Genomic DNA, 13,676 nt, shown 5'->3' with positions numbered 1-13,676 from the left:
GGAGCATCGCTTCGTGCCGAAGGATACCCCGCGTGGCCAGGCGTATTGTGCGACCAAATGCCGCGTCGGCCCGCATGCGACCGCAGGTCGGGCCGCGTGGGGCTGCGTCGGCGGCCTGGTGTCGCGCTAGATGTCTTCGATCGTGGCCGGAATGCGTCCCTCCCGGATGGCCGTGACATAGGCACGGAAGTCGCTGCGGTTCTGCGAGGCGTATTCGGTGGCGAATTCGCAGATCGCGTCGTCGAAGGTCTGTCCGGAGCCCATGTAGCCCGCCATCATTGCCGCATCGCCGGTGCGCGCATGCGCGCGGGCCAATGCATGGGCACACATCCTGCCGTACTGCCGCAAGGTGGCGCTATCCCAGTCCTCGATCAGCGCGGACAGCTTCATGTCGCGCAGTTGGCGGATATAGAAGTCCTTGCCGTTCTGGCCGCGGGTCCAGCCCAGGAACACGTCGCTGGCCGCCTGCATCAGCCGTTGCCCGACGATGACGCGCTGGCCGTTGTTGCCATACACGCTCTTGCCGGCATAGGGCTCCAGTACCGAGGCCCGTGCCTCCTTGACCTGCAGGAACAGCGGATCGTTGTCCGCCGCCATGAACAGGCAGACCGCGCACATCGTGCCGACGCTGCCCACGCCGACCACCTTGGCGGCGAGGTCGAAGAAGTGGAAGCGGTCGAACAGGACGCGCGTATGGTCCGGCAGACTTTCGCGATAGCCCGCGATCGCGTCTTCGTAGCCCGAGGTCAGACCGGGCGCAAGCGCCTCGCTGGGATGGAAGATCAACGGCGGCTCATCCTTGATGCGTGGCCGCGCACCGGCCTCGACGACCAGCTTCGGGTAGAGATGATCCGGTACGGACTTACGCCGTTCCGCCTCGATCCGTTCGGCCAGCCGCTTGCGCGTCGCTTCGACCATCCTGGGATCCCCGGCACGGTCTTCGTACTTCTGCAGGTCGATACGGTCATACCAGACTTCGAGTGCGCGCATGCCGGCGTAGTCGTGCATGCGCTCGCGATATTCGCGCACGGTATCGGTGGTCACGCGGGCGGCGTCGCTGCGCGGCAGCGCCAGATGGTCTGCCGCGATCACGATGCTGGCCGTCAGCCGCTTCAGATCCCATTCGAACGGTGCCGGAAGCGTTTCGTCGAGATCGTTGATATCGAAGATGATATTGCGTTCCGGCGTGGCGAAGCCGCCGAAGTTCATCAGGTGGGCGTCGCCGCAGGCCTGGACGCGAATGCCGCTGGAAGGCGTGGTCGCCAGATCGGCCGCCATGATCGCGGCCGCTCCGCGGTAGAAGGCAAACGGCGAGGCCGACATGCGGCCAAAGCGGATGGGGATGAGATCGAGCATGCGGCCCGCGTTCGAGGCTTCCAGCAACACTAACGGGTCGGCGCGATCGGGCGCCGGCTTCCAGCCCGACTGGGAGACACGGGGCACCGCATCGCGCAGCGCGCGGCCTTTGGCGGCACGTTCGTCGGCGGTCAGGTATGCCGTCGAAGCGCCCTTGCCGGACGAAGCGGAAGATGGCTCGGAAGCGCGCTTCAGCGCCGGCTTCGTTGCGCCGGGCTTGTTCTTTTCCCTAACCATGTGATCCCCCGTCGTCAATGAGAGCGCCTGTTCTAGGTTAGATGGAATCTGACCAAACGGGCCCGGCCGCGATTTGTTTAAGCGCGCCTCGCTAAAAGATTCAACTCACCGCGCAATGACGACAGTGAATGTTTCGATGCCGTCATCCCGCGCGTCTCTGGCGGCATGCTGACGATCAGTAAAAAAACCGCCGCGGATCTCGTGAACCCGCGGCGGCGTCTCCTGGAGGAGGAGAGAGCTGGTCAGGGCGAGCGGGCCGGATCCGGCCGATCGCCCGCATCCATCAGTAATCCCACTGCACCGGCACGAAGCGGTAGCCCTTGCCGTTCTTTGCAATATGGCCGATCGAGGGGAACGCGATATGGGCGGCTGCCAGCATGCCGCCGCTTTCCGCGGCTTCGTCGAGCAAGGCGATACGCACCTTGGTGGCCACTTCCGGCTCGTGCTCGAAGCCGTTCTGCCATTCCGGATTCTCGAAACCCACTTCGAAGATCGCGTCGCCGACGAAGGTCAGCTTTTCGCCCTTCGATGCCACGTCCACCACGCAGTGGCCCGGCGTGTGGCCGCCCGTCACGCGTGCCGTTACGCCGGGCGCAACTTCCACGGTCTGGCCAAACTGCACGATGTTTTCGCCATAGAGCTCGACGAACTTCGCCGCTGCCTTGCGCAGTGCGGGCGGCACCGTTTCCGGCATCACCGTCTTGCTGAAGTCCGGGTTCTTCCAGAACTCGACTTCCGCCGCGGCCACGTGAATGCGCACGGCCGGGTTCAGCTTCGCCTTGACGCCATCGACGTTCAGTCCGCCGACGTGGTCCATGTGCATATGGGTGATCACGATATCGGTGATCGCCCCGAGGTCGATCCCGGCCGTTTCCAGGCGCATCACCGACCGGCCCGCACGCGTGAAGTACTCGAAGCCGTCACCCACGCCCGAGTCGACCAGGATCAGACGGTCGCCGCTGCGGATCAGGGCGATATTGAGCGCCCAGTCGAACATGTCGCGCTGCAGGAAGCGGTTGTCGAACCATTCGTTGCGGTCGGCCTCGCTGACATTGGTGGACATGGTGGTGGTGGGCAGCGGCAGAATGCCATCGCTGATCAGTACGACGTCGACATCGCCCACGCGCACGGCATAGCGGGAAGATACGAGTTCGCCCGAACCCTCCTTGCCAAGCGGGGCGGTCACGGGCTGCACATTGCGGGTTGTTTCGCTCATCTTCGTCATTCCTGTCAACTTTGGGGTGAGCCGCCAAGGCGGCGGATGCGGTCCGCGTCGTGGTGCGGACATCGTCCTCGACCGCTGCACGGCTGGTGCAACCATCGTTGCGACGGATTGTAGGTATCGGAGACGAACGGCAGTAGGCTCGCAAAGGCCTTCAGTATGTTGTCCGGGCGACAACAATGGCTGGTCCGGCCAGGTAGTGCCAGGTCATGGCGGTGTGCCCCGCCACAAACGCCGGATTGAAGAAAATACACGGCACCCGACAGTGCCGGTGTTATTTGCAATGCCCCCGCGCAAGTAGTTTCAATTGCAAATAATTGTGGCGGAAGCGGCCCAGGGACTGGGTTTCCGCTCATGTTCTGGCGCGGCTCGCCGATAGGCTGGTGGTGTGCGTGCGAATTCAAAAAATAAAACGTGTCACGACAAATCCCAACCTCTACGCGAGTCAATCAATGTTCTTCCTGCTCAGCCGCCGCGCCACGGTAGCGGCCTCCCTTCTCATGGTCCTCGGCGCCTGCGGCGGTGGTTCCGGGGAGGCGCCTGCGCCGGCGCCGTCCGCACCCACCAATGCCATGCCGCTCGCCAGCGCGGGCAGCGCGCAAAGCGTCTTCGTGGGCAAGACTGTCACCCTCGATGGCAGCCGCAGCACGGATGCGGATGCCGATCCGCTCACCTACGCCTGGCAACTGGTATCCAGGCCCGCGGGCAGCACCGCGGCACTGATCGATGCCGCCGGAGTAAAGCCGACCTTCACCGCCGATATGGCCGGCGACTATGTGTTCCGTCTGGTCGTCAATGACGGCAAGGCCACCAGCGAGCCGGCCATGGTGACGGTCTCCGCCGCGATCGAGAACCTCGCTCCGGTGGCTGACGCAGGCACCGCGCAGAATGTCTTTACCGGCAGCGTGGTTTCGCTCGATGGCACCGCCAGCACCGATGCCAACGGCGATCCGCTGACCTACGCATGGGTGCTGACCACCCCGCCCGGCAGCACGGCCGCCCTCGACAGCGACGTTAGCGCCGCGCCGCATTTCACTCCGGATATCGCCGGCACGTATGTGGCAACGCTGATGGTCAGCGATGGCAGGCTGCAGAGCAGTGCGGCGACGGTGACGATTACCGCGACCGTTGCCAACGTGGCGCCGGTGGCCAATGCCGGTACGCCGCAGACTGTGGCAGAGGGGAGCACGGTCACGCTCGACGGCAGCAGCAGCACCGATGCCAATGGCGATGCGCTGACGTACCTGTGGTCGTTCACCACCAGGCCGGGTGGCAGCGCCGCGGTGTTGTCGTCGACCACGGCCGCCGGGCCCACCTTCACGGCCGATGTGGCCGGCACCTATGTGCTGCAGCTCATCGTCAATGACGGCCAGGTGAGCAGCACGCCGGGCACGGTAACGATCACGGTCTACGGGCCGCCGACCGCCAATGCCGGCGCGGACGTCAGCAGTCCGGCCTTCAGCTGGACCACTCTGGACGGTTCCGCCAGTACTCCCGCGGCCGGCGTGGTGACGCCGCTGACGTATCTGTGGTCGTTTGTCTCGACCAATACCAGCTACGGCTATGTGCCGCCGATGAACGGACCGACGCTGCAGGTGGAAAACACCGGACCGGGCGTTACGGTCTGGCAGTTGAGGGTGTGCCAGGGTGCCCTGTGCTCCACCGATCAGGTCAACGTGATCACGCCGTAACGGCAAACGGGCAGCGCCGGCTGCCCGTTTTTCATTCCAGCGCGCCACGCCGTTATCTGGCGCCAATCGTTACCGCTGGTTCCACCGCCTGGGTGCCGGCAGATGCCGCCGTCCGTTGCCGGCGCAGTGCTTCCGTGGTCGTGCCCTGGCCATTCGGCGCCCAGCCCGGTGGCATGATCAGGTAGCCCATCGCGGTCAGCACATTGCCGGATCGCAGCATGTCCTTGCCCAGGCTGACCCAGTGCTCGAACTGGTTGACCAGGGGGTTGTGCGTGGTGGTCGGGTGAACCAGGCCAAACCGGCACGGTTCGTCTTCGCGTTCCTCCACATAGGTGCCGAAGAGGCGATCGAAGATAATCAGCACGCCGCCGTAGTTGGCATCGAGGTAATCGACATTCGAGGCATGGTGCACACGGTGTGCCGACGGCGTGTTGAACACATACTCGAGCCAGCCGAGCTTTGGGATCCACGTGGTGTGCAGCCAGAACTGGTAGAGCAGGTTCAGGCTCAGTGTCGCCAGCACCACTTCCGGCCGGATGCCGAGGAATACCAGCGGCGCGAAGAAGAGCGACGTCCCCGTGATCTTGCCGGTCCAGCCCAGGCGATAGGCGGTGCCGAGCGTCAGTTCATTGGGCGAGTGATGCACGGCGTGCGTGGCCCAGAAAAAGCGGATGCGGTGCGAGGCGCGGTGATACCAGTAGTAGCAGAACTCGAGACCGACGAAGAGCATCAGCACGGCCAGGACGTTGTTGATATCGACGGTGAACAGGCGGTGATGCCAGGCAAAGGCAAAGATCGGCGTGGCCAGCGACAGCGGCAGCAGGGCGAGCACCTTGCGCCCGGCCATGTCGGCAATGGACAGGCCCATCTCGTGCCACGGATAGGCCTTGCCTTGATGGCGTGCCTTGCGCGCCAGAAACCAGGCCTCTACCAGCGATACCGCCACGACCAGGACCGTGGCGAAGCGTGCAATCTTGTGAAGGTGTTCCATGATCGTTTCCTGTGCTGAGCGTTGGGGGATGACGTCGTTGCGTCGGTGAGCCAACTGTAGGAGCCGATCGTGGCGGGCGCCATGCGGTAATTATGTCGACGCATGTCATGCGGCGGGACCGTCGAGCGCGCATTCCGGTGCGGTGACATCGGGCGAAATATTTGTTCCCTGGCGGATGACGCCGCGGTTTTCCATACTCGGATCACCGCGCCGCAGCGCACCACCCAACCAGACCGCAGGGGACTTGCCATGAACACCAACATCCAGACCATCGCCACCAGGACCAGGCGCCTGACCATCGCCACGTTCGCCACCGCCGCCATGCTGACCGCCGGATATGCCAGCGCCGCCACCATCACCGATATCCGGCAACCGGGTCTGCTGCAGACCGTGCAGGCCGACGTCATCTACGTCCACACGTTCGATGCCGCGCCCGACCAGGTGCAGGTGGACGGTGGCCTGATGCAACGCGTGAAGTCGATGGCCACGGGCAGCTCGGCTGCCGGCGCCCAATCGCAGGACGCCTTCGAGGCACGCGAACAGGTTGCCGACGAAATCGTGCGTACGCTGCGCGCTCAGGGTCTCAACGCGGTGCGTTGGGACGGTCCAGCTCCCGCCAACGCCAACGCCCTGATCGTCGACGGCGATTTGCGCAAGATCGATGAAGGCAGCCGCCGCCGTCGGATGCTGATCGGGCTGGGCGCCGGCAAGAGCGAGGTCGATGCCCAGGTCCGCATCGCCTACCAGCCGGCCCACGGCGCCACGGTGCCGCTGCAGAGCTTTGCCGCCAATGCCGACAGCGGCCATATCCCGGGCGTGGCCGAAACCGCCGGCGTCGGCGCTGTCGCCGGACACGTGGCGGTCTCCGCCGCGGCCGGCACCGCGGCGCATGGCGTCTCGGAGGCAAGGCACGACACGATCCATGCCGACGCCACGCGCCTCGGCGACGACATCGGCAGGCAGGTTGTGGCCGCCAGCATGGAAGAGGGATGGGCCGTACGCCCGGCGATCTGAGGGGAGGCGCTCAGGTGGTCATGGGATGGGATCGGGGCCCGGCACGGCAGGCAGGGTGAGGCACGGGCCGGCTCGCCGAGAGCCGGCCGCGGATACCGCGGGGAAGGTTACGAACCTACCTTGAGCTGACCGCCGCGTCCCAGGCCGCCCTTGACTTCCTGTGCCTTGTAGTTGCGCAGCGAAATCACCATGTTGTTGTACGCGTCCATGAAGGCCGCCACCGTGGCCTTGCCTTCCGGCGTGCGCGAGAAGCCGCCGAGGCCGCCGCCAGCACCGCCGCCGAAGGCGCCCAGCGCGGCGCCGAAGTTGGTCGCCGTGGCGTTGCCTTCCGAGATGGACAGTTGCACGCCCGAGCGGATGTCGAACATGGTAATGGTCACGACCGAGGCCTTGCTCTGCATGGCGCCGCCGACCAGCGCGCCCACGCCGCCGAGCAGGCTGCCCACGCCGGCCGCCATCTGGCCCGTGGCATCGTTGTCGATGATGATGGCCGGTTCCATGTAGTAATCGGCCGCGACGCGTTGACCCTTATGCTGCTTCGAACCGGCGCGGAACTCGCCCGAATTGCGCTGCTTGTCGGTAATCGACGACAGCTTGCTTTCCGTGCGGTTGTTGCCGACCGAGGTAATCACGAAGCAGTTGGACTGCTGCACGGCCAGGCGGATCAGCGGTTCGATGGACGTGACCTTGGTGGCGGCGCCAAAGCTTGCATACCATTCCTTGCCCCGGCCATCGTCCACGGCGATGGTGCCCAGCGGCGCATCGCAGTGCTCCAGCGACTTGTTGGCATTCACGCTCGTGGCACCGCCGGCCGCGCCGGTGGCTGCCGTGGGCGCGGTGCCCGTGCTGATCGAGCCGCCACCGAGGTTGGCACAACCCGCGAGAACCATGGACGCGACCAAAGCGGCCAGACGCAGCGAAGTCTTCTTGTTCTTGGACATGGAATAGCTTCCTGTTAACGGAATTGAAGGAAAAAGCCGGAGACTGGAGCGTTAACGCTGATACCAGCCGGAGGCGCCCCACACCCAGAAGTACGGGGCGCTGCTGTACCAACCGGACCAGGATGTGCGATAGGCCTCGCGGACCCGATAGAGGCTCTGCTCGTCTTTCTTGGCGGCCTGCGCCTGGGGCAGCAGATCGCGTGCTTCCTTGCTGCCCTTGGCGGCAGCAAGCGAAAGCCAGGACTCGGCCTGCGCCGGGTCCGGCCCCATTTCTTCAAGTCCCATCAGGTAGATGCGCCCAAGCGCGAGCTGTGCCTGCAAGTGTCCGTTCTCGCCGGCCTTGCGCAACCATTCGATGGCTTGATAGCTGTTGCGCTCGATGCCATCGCCGCGCATCAGGCGCAGGCCGAGGTCATAGGCGGCATTGGGATTGCGCTCTGCCACTTCCGCCAGCGCCTGCATGCGGCGTTCGGCATCGGTCGGTTGCGTGCCGGGCAGGTTCGATATGCGCCGGTCCTGCTCGGTGCAGGTATTGCCCTGACATAACCGCACAGTCTGGGAGCGCGGTGCCAGTTGAGATTCCGGCGTCTGTGCCGCGCATCCCGCGAGACCCAGCACAGCCACGGCACCGCAACGAACGAGAAATTGCATGGATGACCCCCCGCTCCGGGATGACACGGTGTCTCCCGGAAATGCTTTTTTTAACGAAACGGGCAGATTGTAGCAGCGTCATTTGTCATCTATGCATCTCAAAAATGACAGTAATGCGCATTGTTGCGCGCATGGCACGCTCGGCTTTAAGTCTTTTACGATACCTGCTTGTCATAAAGTGACGAGCACTCCGCAAGGCGGGACGCGCCGAGAGTGCTCGTTTCAGGCAGCGTCGAAGGCAGCGTCGAAGGCGGTGTCGAAGGCGGTGTCGAAGGCGGCGCGAGGCCTTCGCGGCACGGGCCCCGCCCGTCGGCGGCCGCGGCTTCCCCCCGCACCGCGAAGACGGGCAGGACGCGCGCTCAGTCGAGCTTGATGCCGACGTTCTTGACCACCTTGTCCCATTTCTGGGCGTCGCGGTTCACCAGTTGCGCGAACTCCGTGGGGTTCAGCGCGGCGGGTTCCATGCCTTGCTTGGCAATGGCATCGCGCACCGAAGGCTGCGCCACCGCGGCGGCAATTTCCTGGGAGAGGCGATTGACCGTCGGCATCGGTGTGCCACCCGTGGTGAACACGCCGTACCACGACACCACCTCGTAGCCCGGTACACCGGACTCGGCAATGGTCGGCACGTTCGGCATGGTCTCGACGCGCCTGGTGCTGGTCACCGCGATGATGCGCACCTTGCCCGAATCCGCGCCGGCCTTGGCCGACGGCAGGCTGGCAAACGTCATCTGCGCCTGGCCGGCCATCACGTCCTGCATGGCGGGGGCATCGCCGCGGTAGGGGATATGCGTGATCGAGACGCCGGCCATGCTCTTGAACAGCTCGGCCGACAGGTGCGAGATGGTGCCGTTGCCCGGCGATGCCACGTTGAGCTTGCCGGGATTTGCCTTGGCATAGGCGAGCAGTTCCTGCACATTCCTGACCGGCAGATCGTTGTTGACGACCAGCGCATTGGCGGACCTGGCCACCAGCGACACCGGCTGCACGCCCTTGACCGGATCGTACGGCAGCTTGCTGTAGATCGACGGCGCGATGGCCTGGCCGCCGACGGAGCCGAGCAGCAGCACCGAGCCGTCGGGCCTGGACCGTGCCATTTCCGCGGTAGCCAGTGTGCTGCCGCCACCGGGCTTGTTCTCGACCACCACCGTGGTCTTGGTATTGAGCTGGAGCTGCGTGGAGACAATGCGCGCGATGACGTCGTTGCCGCCACCGGGCGCAAAGCCGACCAGCATGCGGATGGGGCCCGGGGGCAGGTCTTGCGCCATGGCCGGAGCCATGCCCTGGGCTGCGGCCAGTGCGAACGCGAGAGCGGGGACGATCTTGGAAAACGCCATGATGAATTCTCGATAGTTAGGGGAAGGATTGCTCTCAGGATGTCGTCGCTGTACTGGTCCAACTGGCGGGACCGGCGTACCGGTTCCCGCTCTTTATCGATGTTGCTGCTTCGTGGTGCGTTACCGCGGGTGATGCGTTACTTCTTGAAGCGCACGACGGCCTCGCGCGAAGCCTGCGTCTGCGGCAGCGTCGCGATTTCGCCGAGCGTCACCGGCTTGGTGGGAAAGCGCAGCCGGTAGTAGCCGACGTCGCGCGGATGGCGCTGCTGTTCGTCGGCCATCAGTTCGGTCACGGTCAGGCCGCAGAATCGACCCTGGCAGGGGCCCATGCCGCAGCGCAGGAATGCCTTCAGCTGGTTGGGACCCTGGCAGCCGATGCGCGCGGCGTGGCGCACCTGTTCGGCGGTGACTTCCTCGCAGCGGCACACGATGGTGTCGCCGACCGGGCGGCGGAATTGCGGCAGCGGGCGGTACAACACCTCGAAGAATTCGCGGCCGCGCGTGGCGCGCGCCAGCGCGGCGAAGTGCCTGGCGGCAACGGTGTCGCGCGTGGCCGTATCGATGCGTCCCAAGGCCGCCGCCGCGTGCGCCGCCGCGATCCGGCCGCGATGCTCGGCAGCCATCGCGCCCGCAATGCCGGCGCCATCGCCGGCGATGCTGACGTGCGGCACCGACGTCGCGCCCCAGGCGTCGACCTGCGGCTCCCAGCAATCCTGGCGCTCGTTCCACACATGCTCGGCACCGACCGCGCGCGACAGGTTGGTGTTGGGCACCACTCCCTGATGCAGCAGCAGTTGATCGACCGCCATGGTGTGGCGCGCACCGGCCGCTTGGTATTGCACGTGCGCGACCTGGCCGTTAGCGCCGGCGATGGCGGCAAGCGCGGTGACATCGCCGATGATCGGCACCGCCTTGCGCACCGCGCGCAGCAGCTTGAGGCCCTTGCCCAGGTACGGCGAGCGGAGGAAGCCCCACGCATGCGGCAACGCCTGCCGCCATTGCGCACGGGCTGTGGTTTCCAGAATCGCGTCGAGCTTTACGCCGGCGTTCAGGTACTGGTAGGCGAGCAGATAGAGCAGGGGCCCGCCGCCGGCCAGCACGGTGCGACCCGCAGGCACTACGCCCGAGGTCTTGAGCAGGATCTGCGCGGCACCGGCGGTGATCACGCCCGGCAGGGTCCAGCCCGGAATCGGGAACGGCCGCTCCTGCGCACCCGTGGCCAGGATGATATGGCGGCAGTGCAGCAGCGCGGCCTGCGGCTCTTCGCCGGGCCGGGCCAGCGAATACGCGACCTCGTAGCCGGCCGGCGTCTGGTTGACATCGGCCGCGCGCGCATTGATCGACCACACCGTGGCGGATGCCAGATGCCGTGCGCCGCTCGCGGCAAATGGCGCCAGCAGGTCCAGCCCATGCCAGTAATCGGGCCCGAGAATGTCGCGCTGCTGCACGGGCGTGGTGGTGATCGCACGATAGATCTGGCCGCCCGGGGCGGGTTGCTCGTCGATCAGTACCGTCGCCAGCCCGAGCTGGGCCGCCTGCGTGGCGGCGGCCAGGCCAGCGGGGCCGGCACCGATGACGAGCACGTCGCAAGTCTCGATCGCGGCGCTCATGCGGCCACCTCGCGCGCGCCGAGCTGGCGCTCCACGGTCATGCCGTCGCGCACGCGCGTCATGCACGCCTGCTGGTTGGGCCGGCCATCGATGCGCACCAGGCAGTCGTAGCAGACGCCCATCATGCAATAGGGCCCGCGCGCGGCGCCGGAAACGGCGGTGTCGCGGCAGGCCAGTACATTGGCGGCAAACAAGGCCGCGGCGACGCTGTCGCTCTCGCGGCATTCGAGCACGGCGCCATCCACGCTGACCCGTACCTTGCGTTCCGTCGCCTGCAGCGCGGCCGCCTCAATTCTTCTGAACATGAAATCTCCGGGTCGAGAAAATACCCATGTCGGACGGCAGTGCGCCGGCCGCGATCATCGGGGCAAGATGCATCGCATGCGTGGCGGCCAGCGTCACGCCGCTATGGCAGGTGACAATGAATGCGCCGGGATGGGTCGCCGATTGTTCGTAGACCGGAAAGCCGTCCTTCGCGCGCACGCGCAGCGCGGACCAGGCGCGCACCGTGCGCACGTCGCGCAGCGCCGGCAGCGTGCGCACCGCGCGCTCGGCCAGCGTGGCCAGCACGGGCAGCGTGGTGACCTGGTCGGCGTAGCCGGCATCTTCCTGCGAGTCGCCCACCAGCCAGCTCCCTTCGTCGTTCTGGCGCAGCGTGACCATCGGCGTATCGAGCAGCCGGCGCGTGCGTTCCAGCACGAGGATCTGGCCGCGCTGCGGCGCCATCGGCAGGTCGATGCCGACCATGCGGCCGAGGTCGCCATTGCGCAGACCGCCGGCCAGCACGATCTTGCGGGCGCGGATCGCGCCGTTGGGCGTGGTCAGTACGAAGTCGCCGCCGGGCGCCTGCGCGATATCCGTGACGCCATGGTGCGGCAGGTAATCGACGCCACTGGTGCTGAACGCGGTATGAAAGGCGCGCAGCAGCTTGAGCGGGTTGACGATGCCGTCGTGCGGGGTCCAGATCGCGCCGGTCACGTCGGGGCCGAGACCCGGCACCAGCGCGGCGGCCTGATGGTGGTCGAGCAACTGCCATTCATAGGGTTCCACGCCGGGCTGCGACATCAGCGTATGGACCCAGGCCAGCCGCGCCTCGACTTCATAGTCGCCCATCAGCGGCGTGAGGCCGCCTTTCTGCTCGAGCGCGACGTCGATACCGGTTTCCTTGAGCAGGTCGGCGGCGAGCGTCGGCCACAGGCGCGTGGAGTTCAGCGTCCAGCGGCTGTATGCGCCCATGCCGTAACCCTTGCTTTGCAGCCAGACCAGGCCAAAATTGCCGCGCGAGGCACGCAGGGCGATATCGCCTTCGTCGAGCACGGCGATCGTGCCCACGCTGTTGCGCAGGCCGTAGGCGATGGCGGAGCCGACCAGGCCGCCGCCGATCACGGCGACGTCGAAGGTGGGAAAGCGTGAGGCGGCCGCGCACATCAGCGGAGCCTCCGGTGGGGCTGGTGCGGGCCCTGGGCCCTGCGTGAATTCATGTCGGGGTACTCGCAAGAATCGTGACGGCACAGGGCTGTCAGTGTCGAGCGAGTATGCGGAGCGGCCGCCGCGCGCGCAAATACGAGTCTGTCAGGCGCCCATGCAAAAACCTGATGGGCCCGTGCCGGCCAGCGTGGCCAGCTCGGTGGGCAGCGACGCGGTTTCTGCCGCGACGACCTCGATCATGCGCGCGTTGAAGCGGTCCACGAGCACATTGGCCGGCCGGTTGCGGGCCAGCAGCAGGTAGCTGACAAACGGGATGCGCGGCAGGAACGGGCGCACCACGAGCTCGGCGGTATGCATGCGCGCCACCAGCGGATTGACGATACCGACGCCCAGGCCCAGCGCCACCATGCGGCAGATGGTGGCGCCGTACGGCGTCTCGAAATGCATCACGCGCCGGTCGTCGCCGGCAAAGGCGGCATCGACGGCGGCGCGCAGGCCATCGCCATGGCTCATCGAGATAAACGATTCGCCCGCCAGATCGGCGGGGGTAATGACATCCCGTGCGGCCAGCCGGTGGCCCGGCGGCAGCACGCAGCAGCCCGCCAGCTCCGCGACCGGCTGGGCTTCGGTGACGGCCGCGGGTGGCAGGAACGAAACCAGGCCGAGGTCGCAGTAGCGCGCGCCGACGCGGTCCGCCACGAGCTGTGTGCTACCGGTTTCCATCGCCACGTTGACGTCGGGATAGTCGGCATGAAAGCGCTGCAGGACGAGCGGCAGCACCGTCATCGCCAGCGACGGCACGGTGGCGATGCGCAACCGGCCCTTGCCGAACTGGCGGATATTGCGGGCAGCGTCCTTGAGCGCATCGATACCGACGAACGCCCGGTCCACTTCGCGCAGAAAGGCCAGGCCTTCCTCGGTCGGGGTCAGCCGTCCGGCATTGCGGGTGAACAGCGTCAGGCCAGTGGAGTATTCGAGCTGGGCGATCAGCCGGCTCACGTTGGGCTGCGAGGTATAGAGCTCGGTGGCGGCGGCCGTCATCGAGCCCGAGCGCATCACGGCCTGGAAGGCGGCGATTTCCTTGAATTTCATGCCGGGGGTCCTGGTTCTGCAATGCGTGCAGGTCGGGTGCGATGGTATATCAAATCCGTATGTGGACCCCCGTAAAACTGATTTGACGGTATGGGCGTGCGATTTT

12 protein-coding genes are annotated in these 13,676 nt (G+C 66.1%); 2 read left to right on the top strand and 10 right to left on the bottom strand.

Going from position 1 to position 13,676, the window contains the following annotated elements:
• Positions 1–126: 126 nt before the first annotated feature.
• Positions 127–1,593, bottom strand: coding sequence for a DUF2252 domain-containing protein (locus DFLDMN_RS24930; protein ID WP_423200445.1), 1,467 nt, complete (start codon positions 1,591–1,593; stop codon positions 127–129).
• A 283-nt stretch (positions 1,594–1,876) separates the two neighbouring features.
• Positions 1,877–2,809: an MBL fold metallo-hydrolase gene (locus DFLDMN_RS24925; RefSeq protein ID WP_423200444.1), complete on the bottom strand. Its 933-nt coding sequence runs from the start codon at positions 2,807–2,809 to the stop codon at positions 1,877–1,879.
• Between the two features lie 458 nt (positions 2,810–3,267).
• On the opposite strand from DFLDMN_RS24925, the gene DFLDMN_RS24920 reads away from it, so the two are divergent.
• Positions 3,268–4,506, top strand: a complete 1,239-nt coding sequence (locus tag DFLDMN_RS24920) for a PKD domain-containing protein (RefSeq protein WP_423200443.1) — start codon at positions 3,268–3,270, stop codon at positions 4,504–4,506.
• A 52-nt stretch (positions 4,507–4,558) separates the two neighbouring features.
• Here the strand turns inward: DFLDMN_RS24920 and DFLDMN_RS24915 are convergent, their stop codons facing one another.
• Positions 4,559–5,497: a sterol desaturase family protein gene (locus DFLDMN_RS24915; protein WP_423200442.1), complete on the bottom strand. Its 939-nt coding sequence runs from the start codon at positions 5,495–5,497 to the stop codon at positions 4,559–4,561.
• 249 nt (positions 5,498–5,746) lie between these two features.
• On the opposite strand from DFLDMN_RS24915, the gene DFLDMN_RS24910 reads away from it, so the two are divergent.
• Complete coding sequence (locus tag DFLDMN_RS24910; protein WP_423200441.1) at positions 5,747–6,511, top strand: DUF4410 domain-containing protein; 765 nt, start codon at positions 5,747–5,749, stop codon at positions 6,509–6,511.
• 107 nt (positions 6,512–6,618) lie between these two features.
• Here the strand turns inward: DFLDMN_RS24910 and DFLDMN_RS24905 are convergent, their stop codons facing one another.
• The 7 genes from DFLDMN_RS24905 to DFLDMN_RS24875 all read right to left on the bottom strand — a co-directional run bounded on the left by DFLDMN_RS24905 (position 6,619) and on the right by DFLDMN_RS24875 (position 13,570).
• Positions 6,619–7,452: a hypothetical protein gene (locus tag DFLDMN_RS24905; protein ID WP_423200440.1), complete on the bottom strand. Its 834-nt coding sequence runs from the start codon at positions 7,450–7,452 to the stop codon at positions 6,619–6,621.
• Positions 7,453–7,503: 51 nt separating this feature from the next.
• The gene (locus DFLDMN_RS24900) at positions 7,504–8,103 is read right to left on the bottom strand and encodes a tetratricopeptide repeat protein (protein ID WP_423200439.1); all 600 of its coding nucleotides are present in this window, start codon (positions 8,101–8,103) and stop codon (positions 7,504–7,506) included.
• Between the two features lie 359 nt (positions 8,104–8,462).
• The gene (locus tag DFLDMN_RS24895; RefSeq protein WP_423200438.1) at positions 8,463–9,440 is read right to left on the bottom strand and encodes a Bug family tripartite tricarboxylate transporter substrate binding protein; all 978 of its coding nucleotides are present in this window, start codon (positions 9,438–9,440) and stop codon (positions 8,463–8,465) included.
• 137 nt (positions 9,441–9,577) lie between these two features.
• On the bottom strand, positions 9,578–11,050 hold the full coding sequence (locus tag DFLDMN_RS24890; protein ID WP_423200437.1) for an FAD-dependent oxidoreductase: 1,473 nt from the start codon (positions 11,048–11,050) through the stop codon (positions 9,578–9,580).
• Entirely contained in the window at positions 11,047–11,355 is a 309-nt protein-coding gene (locus tag DFLDMN_RS24885; RefSeq protein ID WP_423200436.1) for a (2Fe-2S)-binding protein, read from the bottom strand. Before DFLDMN_RS24885 ends, DFLDMN_RS24890 begins: the two co-directional genes overlap by 4 nt.
• A complete protein-coding gene (locus DFLDMN_RS24880) occupies positions 11,339–12,478 on the bottom strand; it encodes an NAD(P)/FAD-dependent oxidoreductase (protein ID WP_423200435.1) in 1,140 nt (379 codons plus the stop codon). Before DFLDMN_RS24880 ends, DFLDMN_RS24885 begins: the two co-directional genes overlap by 17 nt.
• Positions 12,479–12,622: 144 nt before the next feature.
• Complete coding sequence (locus DFLDMN_RS24875) at positions 12,623–13,570, bottom strand: LysR substrate-binding domain-containing protein (RefSeq protein WP_423200434.1); 948 nt, start codon at positions 13,568–13,570, stop codon at positions 12,623–12,625.
• Positions 13,571–13,676 lie beyond the last annotated feature (106 nt).

The organism is Cupriavidus sp. H19C3, from assembly GCF_049393815.1.
GTDB lineage: Bacteria > Pseudomonadota > Gammaproteobacteria > Burkholderiales > Burkholderiaceae > Cupriavidus.
The sequence above is the reverse complement of the archived record's forward strand: the minus strand, read 5'-3'. Positions and strand labels throughout refer to the sequence as shown.

Bases quoted from the DNA above. Each gene is read 5' to 3' on its own strand.
- DFLDMN_RS24920 (WP_423200443.1), top strand. From the start codon at position 3,268: ATGTTCTTCCTGCTCAGCCGCCGCGCCACGGTAGCGGCCTCCCTTCTC.
- DFLDMN_RS24880 (WP_423200435.1), bottom strand. From the start codon at position 12,478: ATGTGCGCGGCCGCCTCACGCTTTCCCACCTTCGACGTCGCCGTGATC.
- DFLDMN_RS24915 (WP_423200442.1), bottom strand. From the start codon at position 5,497: ATGGAACACCTTCACAAGATTGCACGCTTCGCCACGGTCCTGGTCGTG.
- DFLDMN_RS24885 (WP_423200436.1), bottom strand. From the start codon at position 11,355: ATGTTCAGAAGAATTGAGGCGGCCGCGCTGCAGGCGACGGAACGCAAG.
- DFLDMN_RS24910 (WP_423200441.1), top strand. From the start codon at position 5,747: ATGAACACCAACATCCAGACCATCGCCACCAGGACCAGGCGCCTGACC.
- DFLDMN_RS24890 (WP_423200437.1), bottom strand. From the start codon at position 11,050: ATGAGCGCCGCGATCGAGACTTGCGACGTGCTCGTCATCGGTGCCGGC.
- DFLDMN_RS24895 (WP_423200438.1), bottom strand. From the start codon at position 9,440: ATGGCGTTTTCCAAGATCGTCCCCGCTCTCGCGTTCGCACTGGCCGCA.
- DFLDMN_RS24875 (WP_423200434.1), bottom strand. From the start codon at position 13,570: ATGAAATTCAAGGAAATCGCCGCCTTCCAGGCCGTGATGCGCTCGGGC.
- DFLDMN_RS24900 (WP_423200439.1), bottom strand. From the start codon at position 8,103: ATGCAATTTCTCGTTCGTTGCGGTGCCGTGGCTGTGCTGGGTCTCGCG.
- DFLDMN_RS24925 (WP_423200444.1), bottom strand. From the start codon at position 2,809: ATGAGCGAAACAACCCGCAATGTGCAGCCCGTGACCGCCCCGCTTGGC.
- DFLDMN_RS24905 (WP_423200440.1), bottom strand. From the start codon at position 7,452: ATGTCCAAGAACAAGAAGACTTCGCTGCGTCTGGCCGCTTTGGTCGCG.
- DFLDMN_RS24930 (WP_423200445.1), bottom strand. From the start codon at position 1,593: ATGGTTAGGGAAAAGAACAAGCCCGGCGCAACGAAGCCGGCGCTGAAG.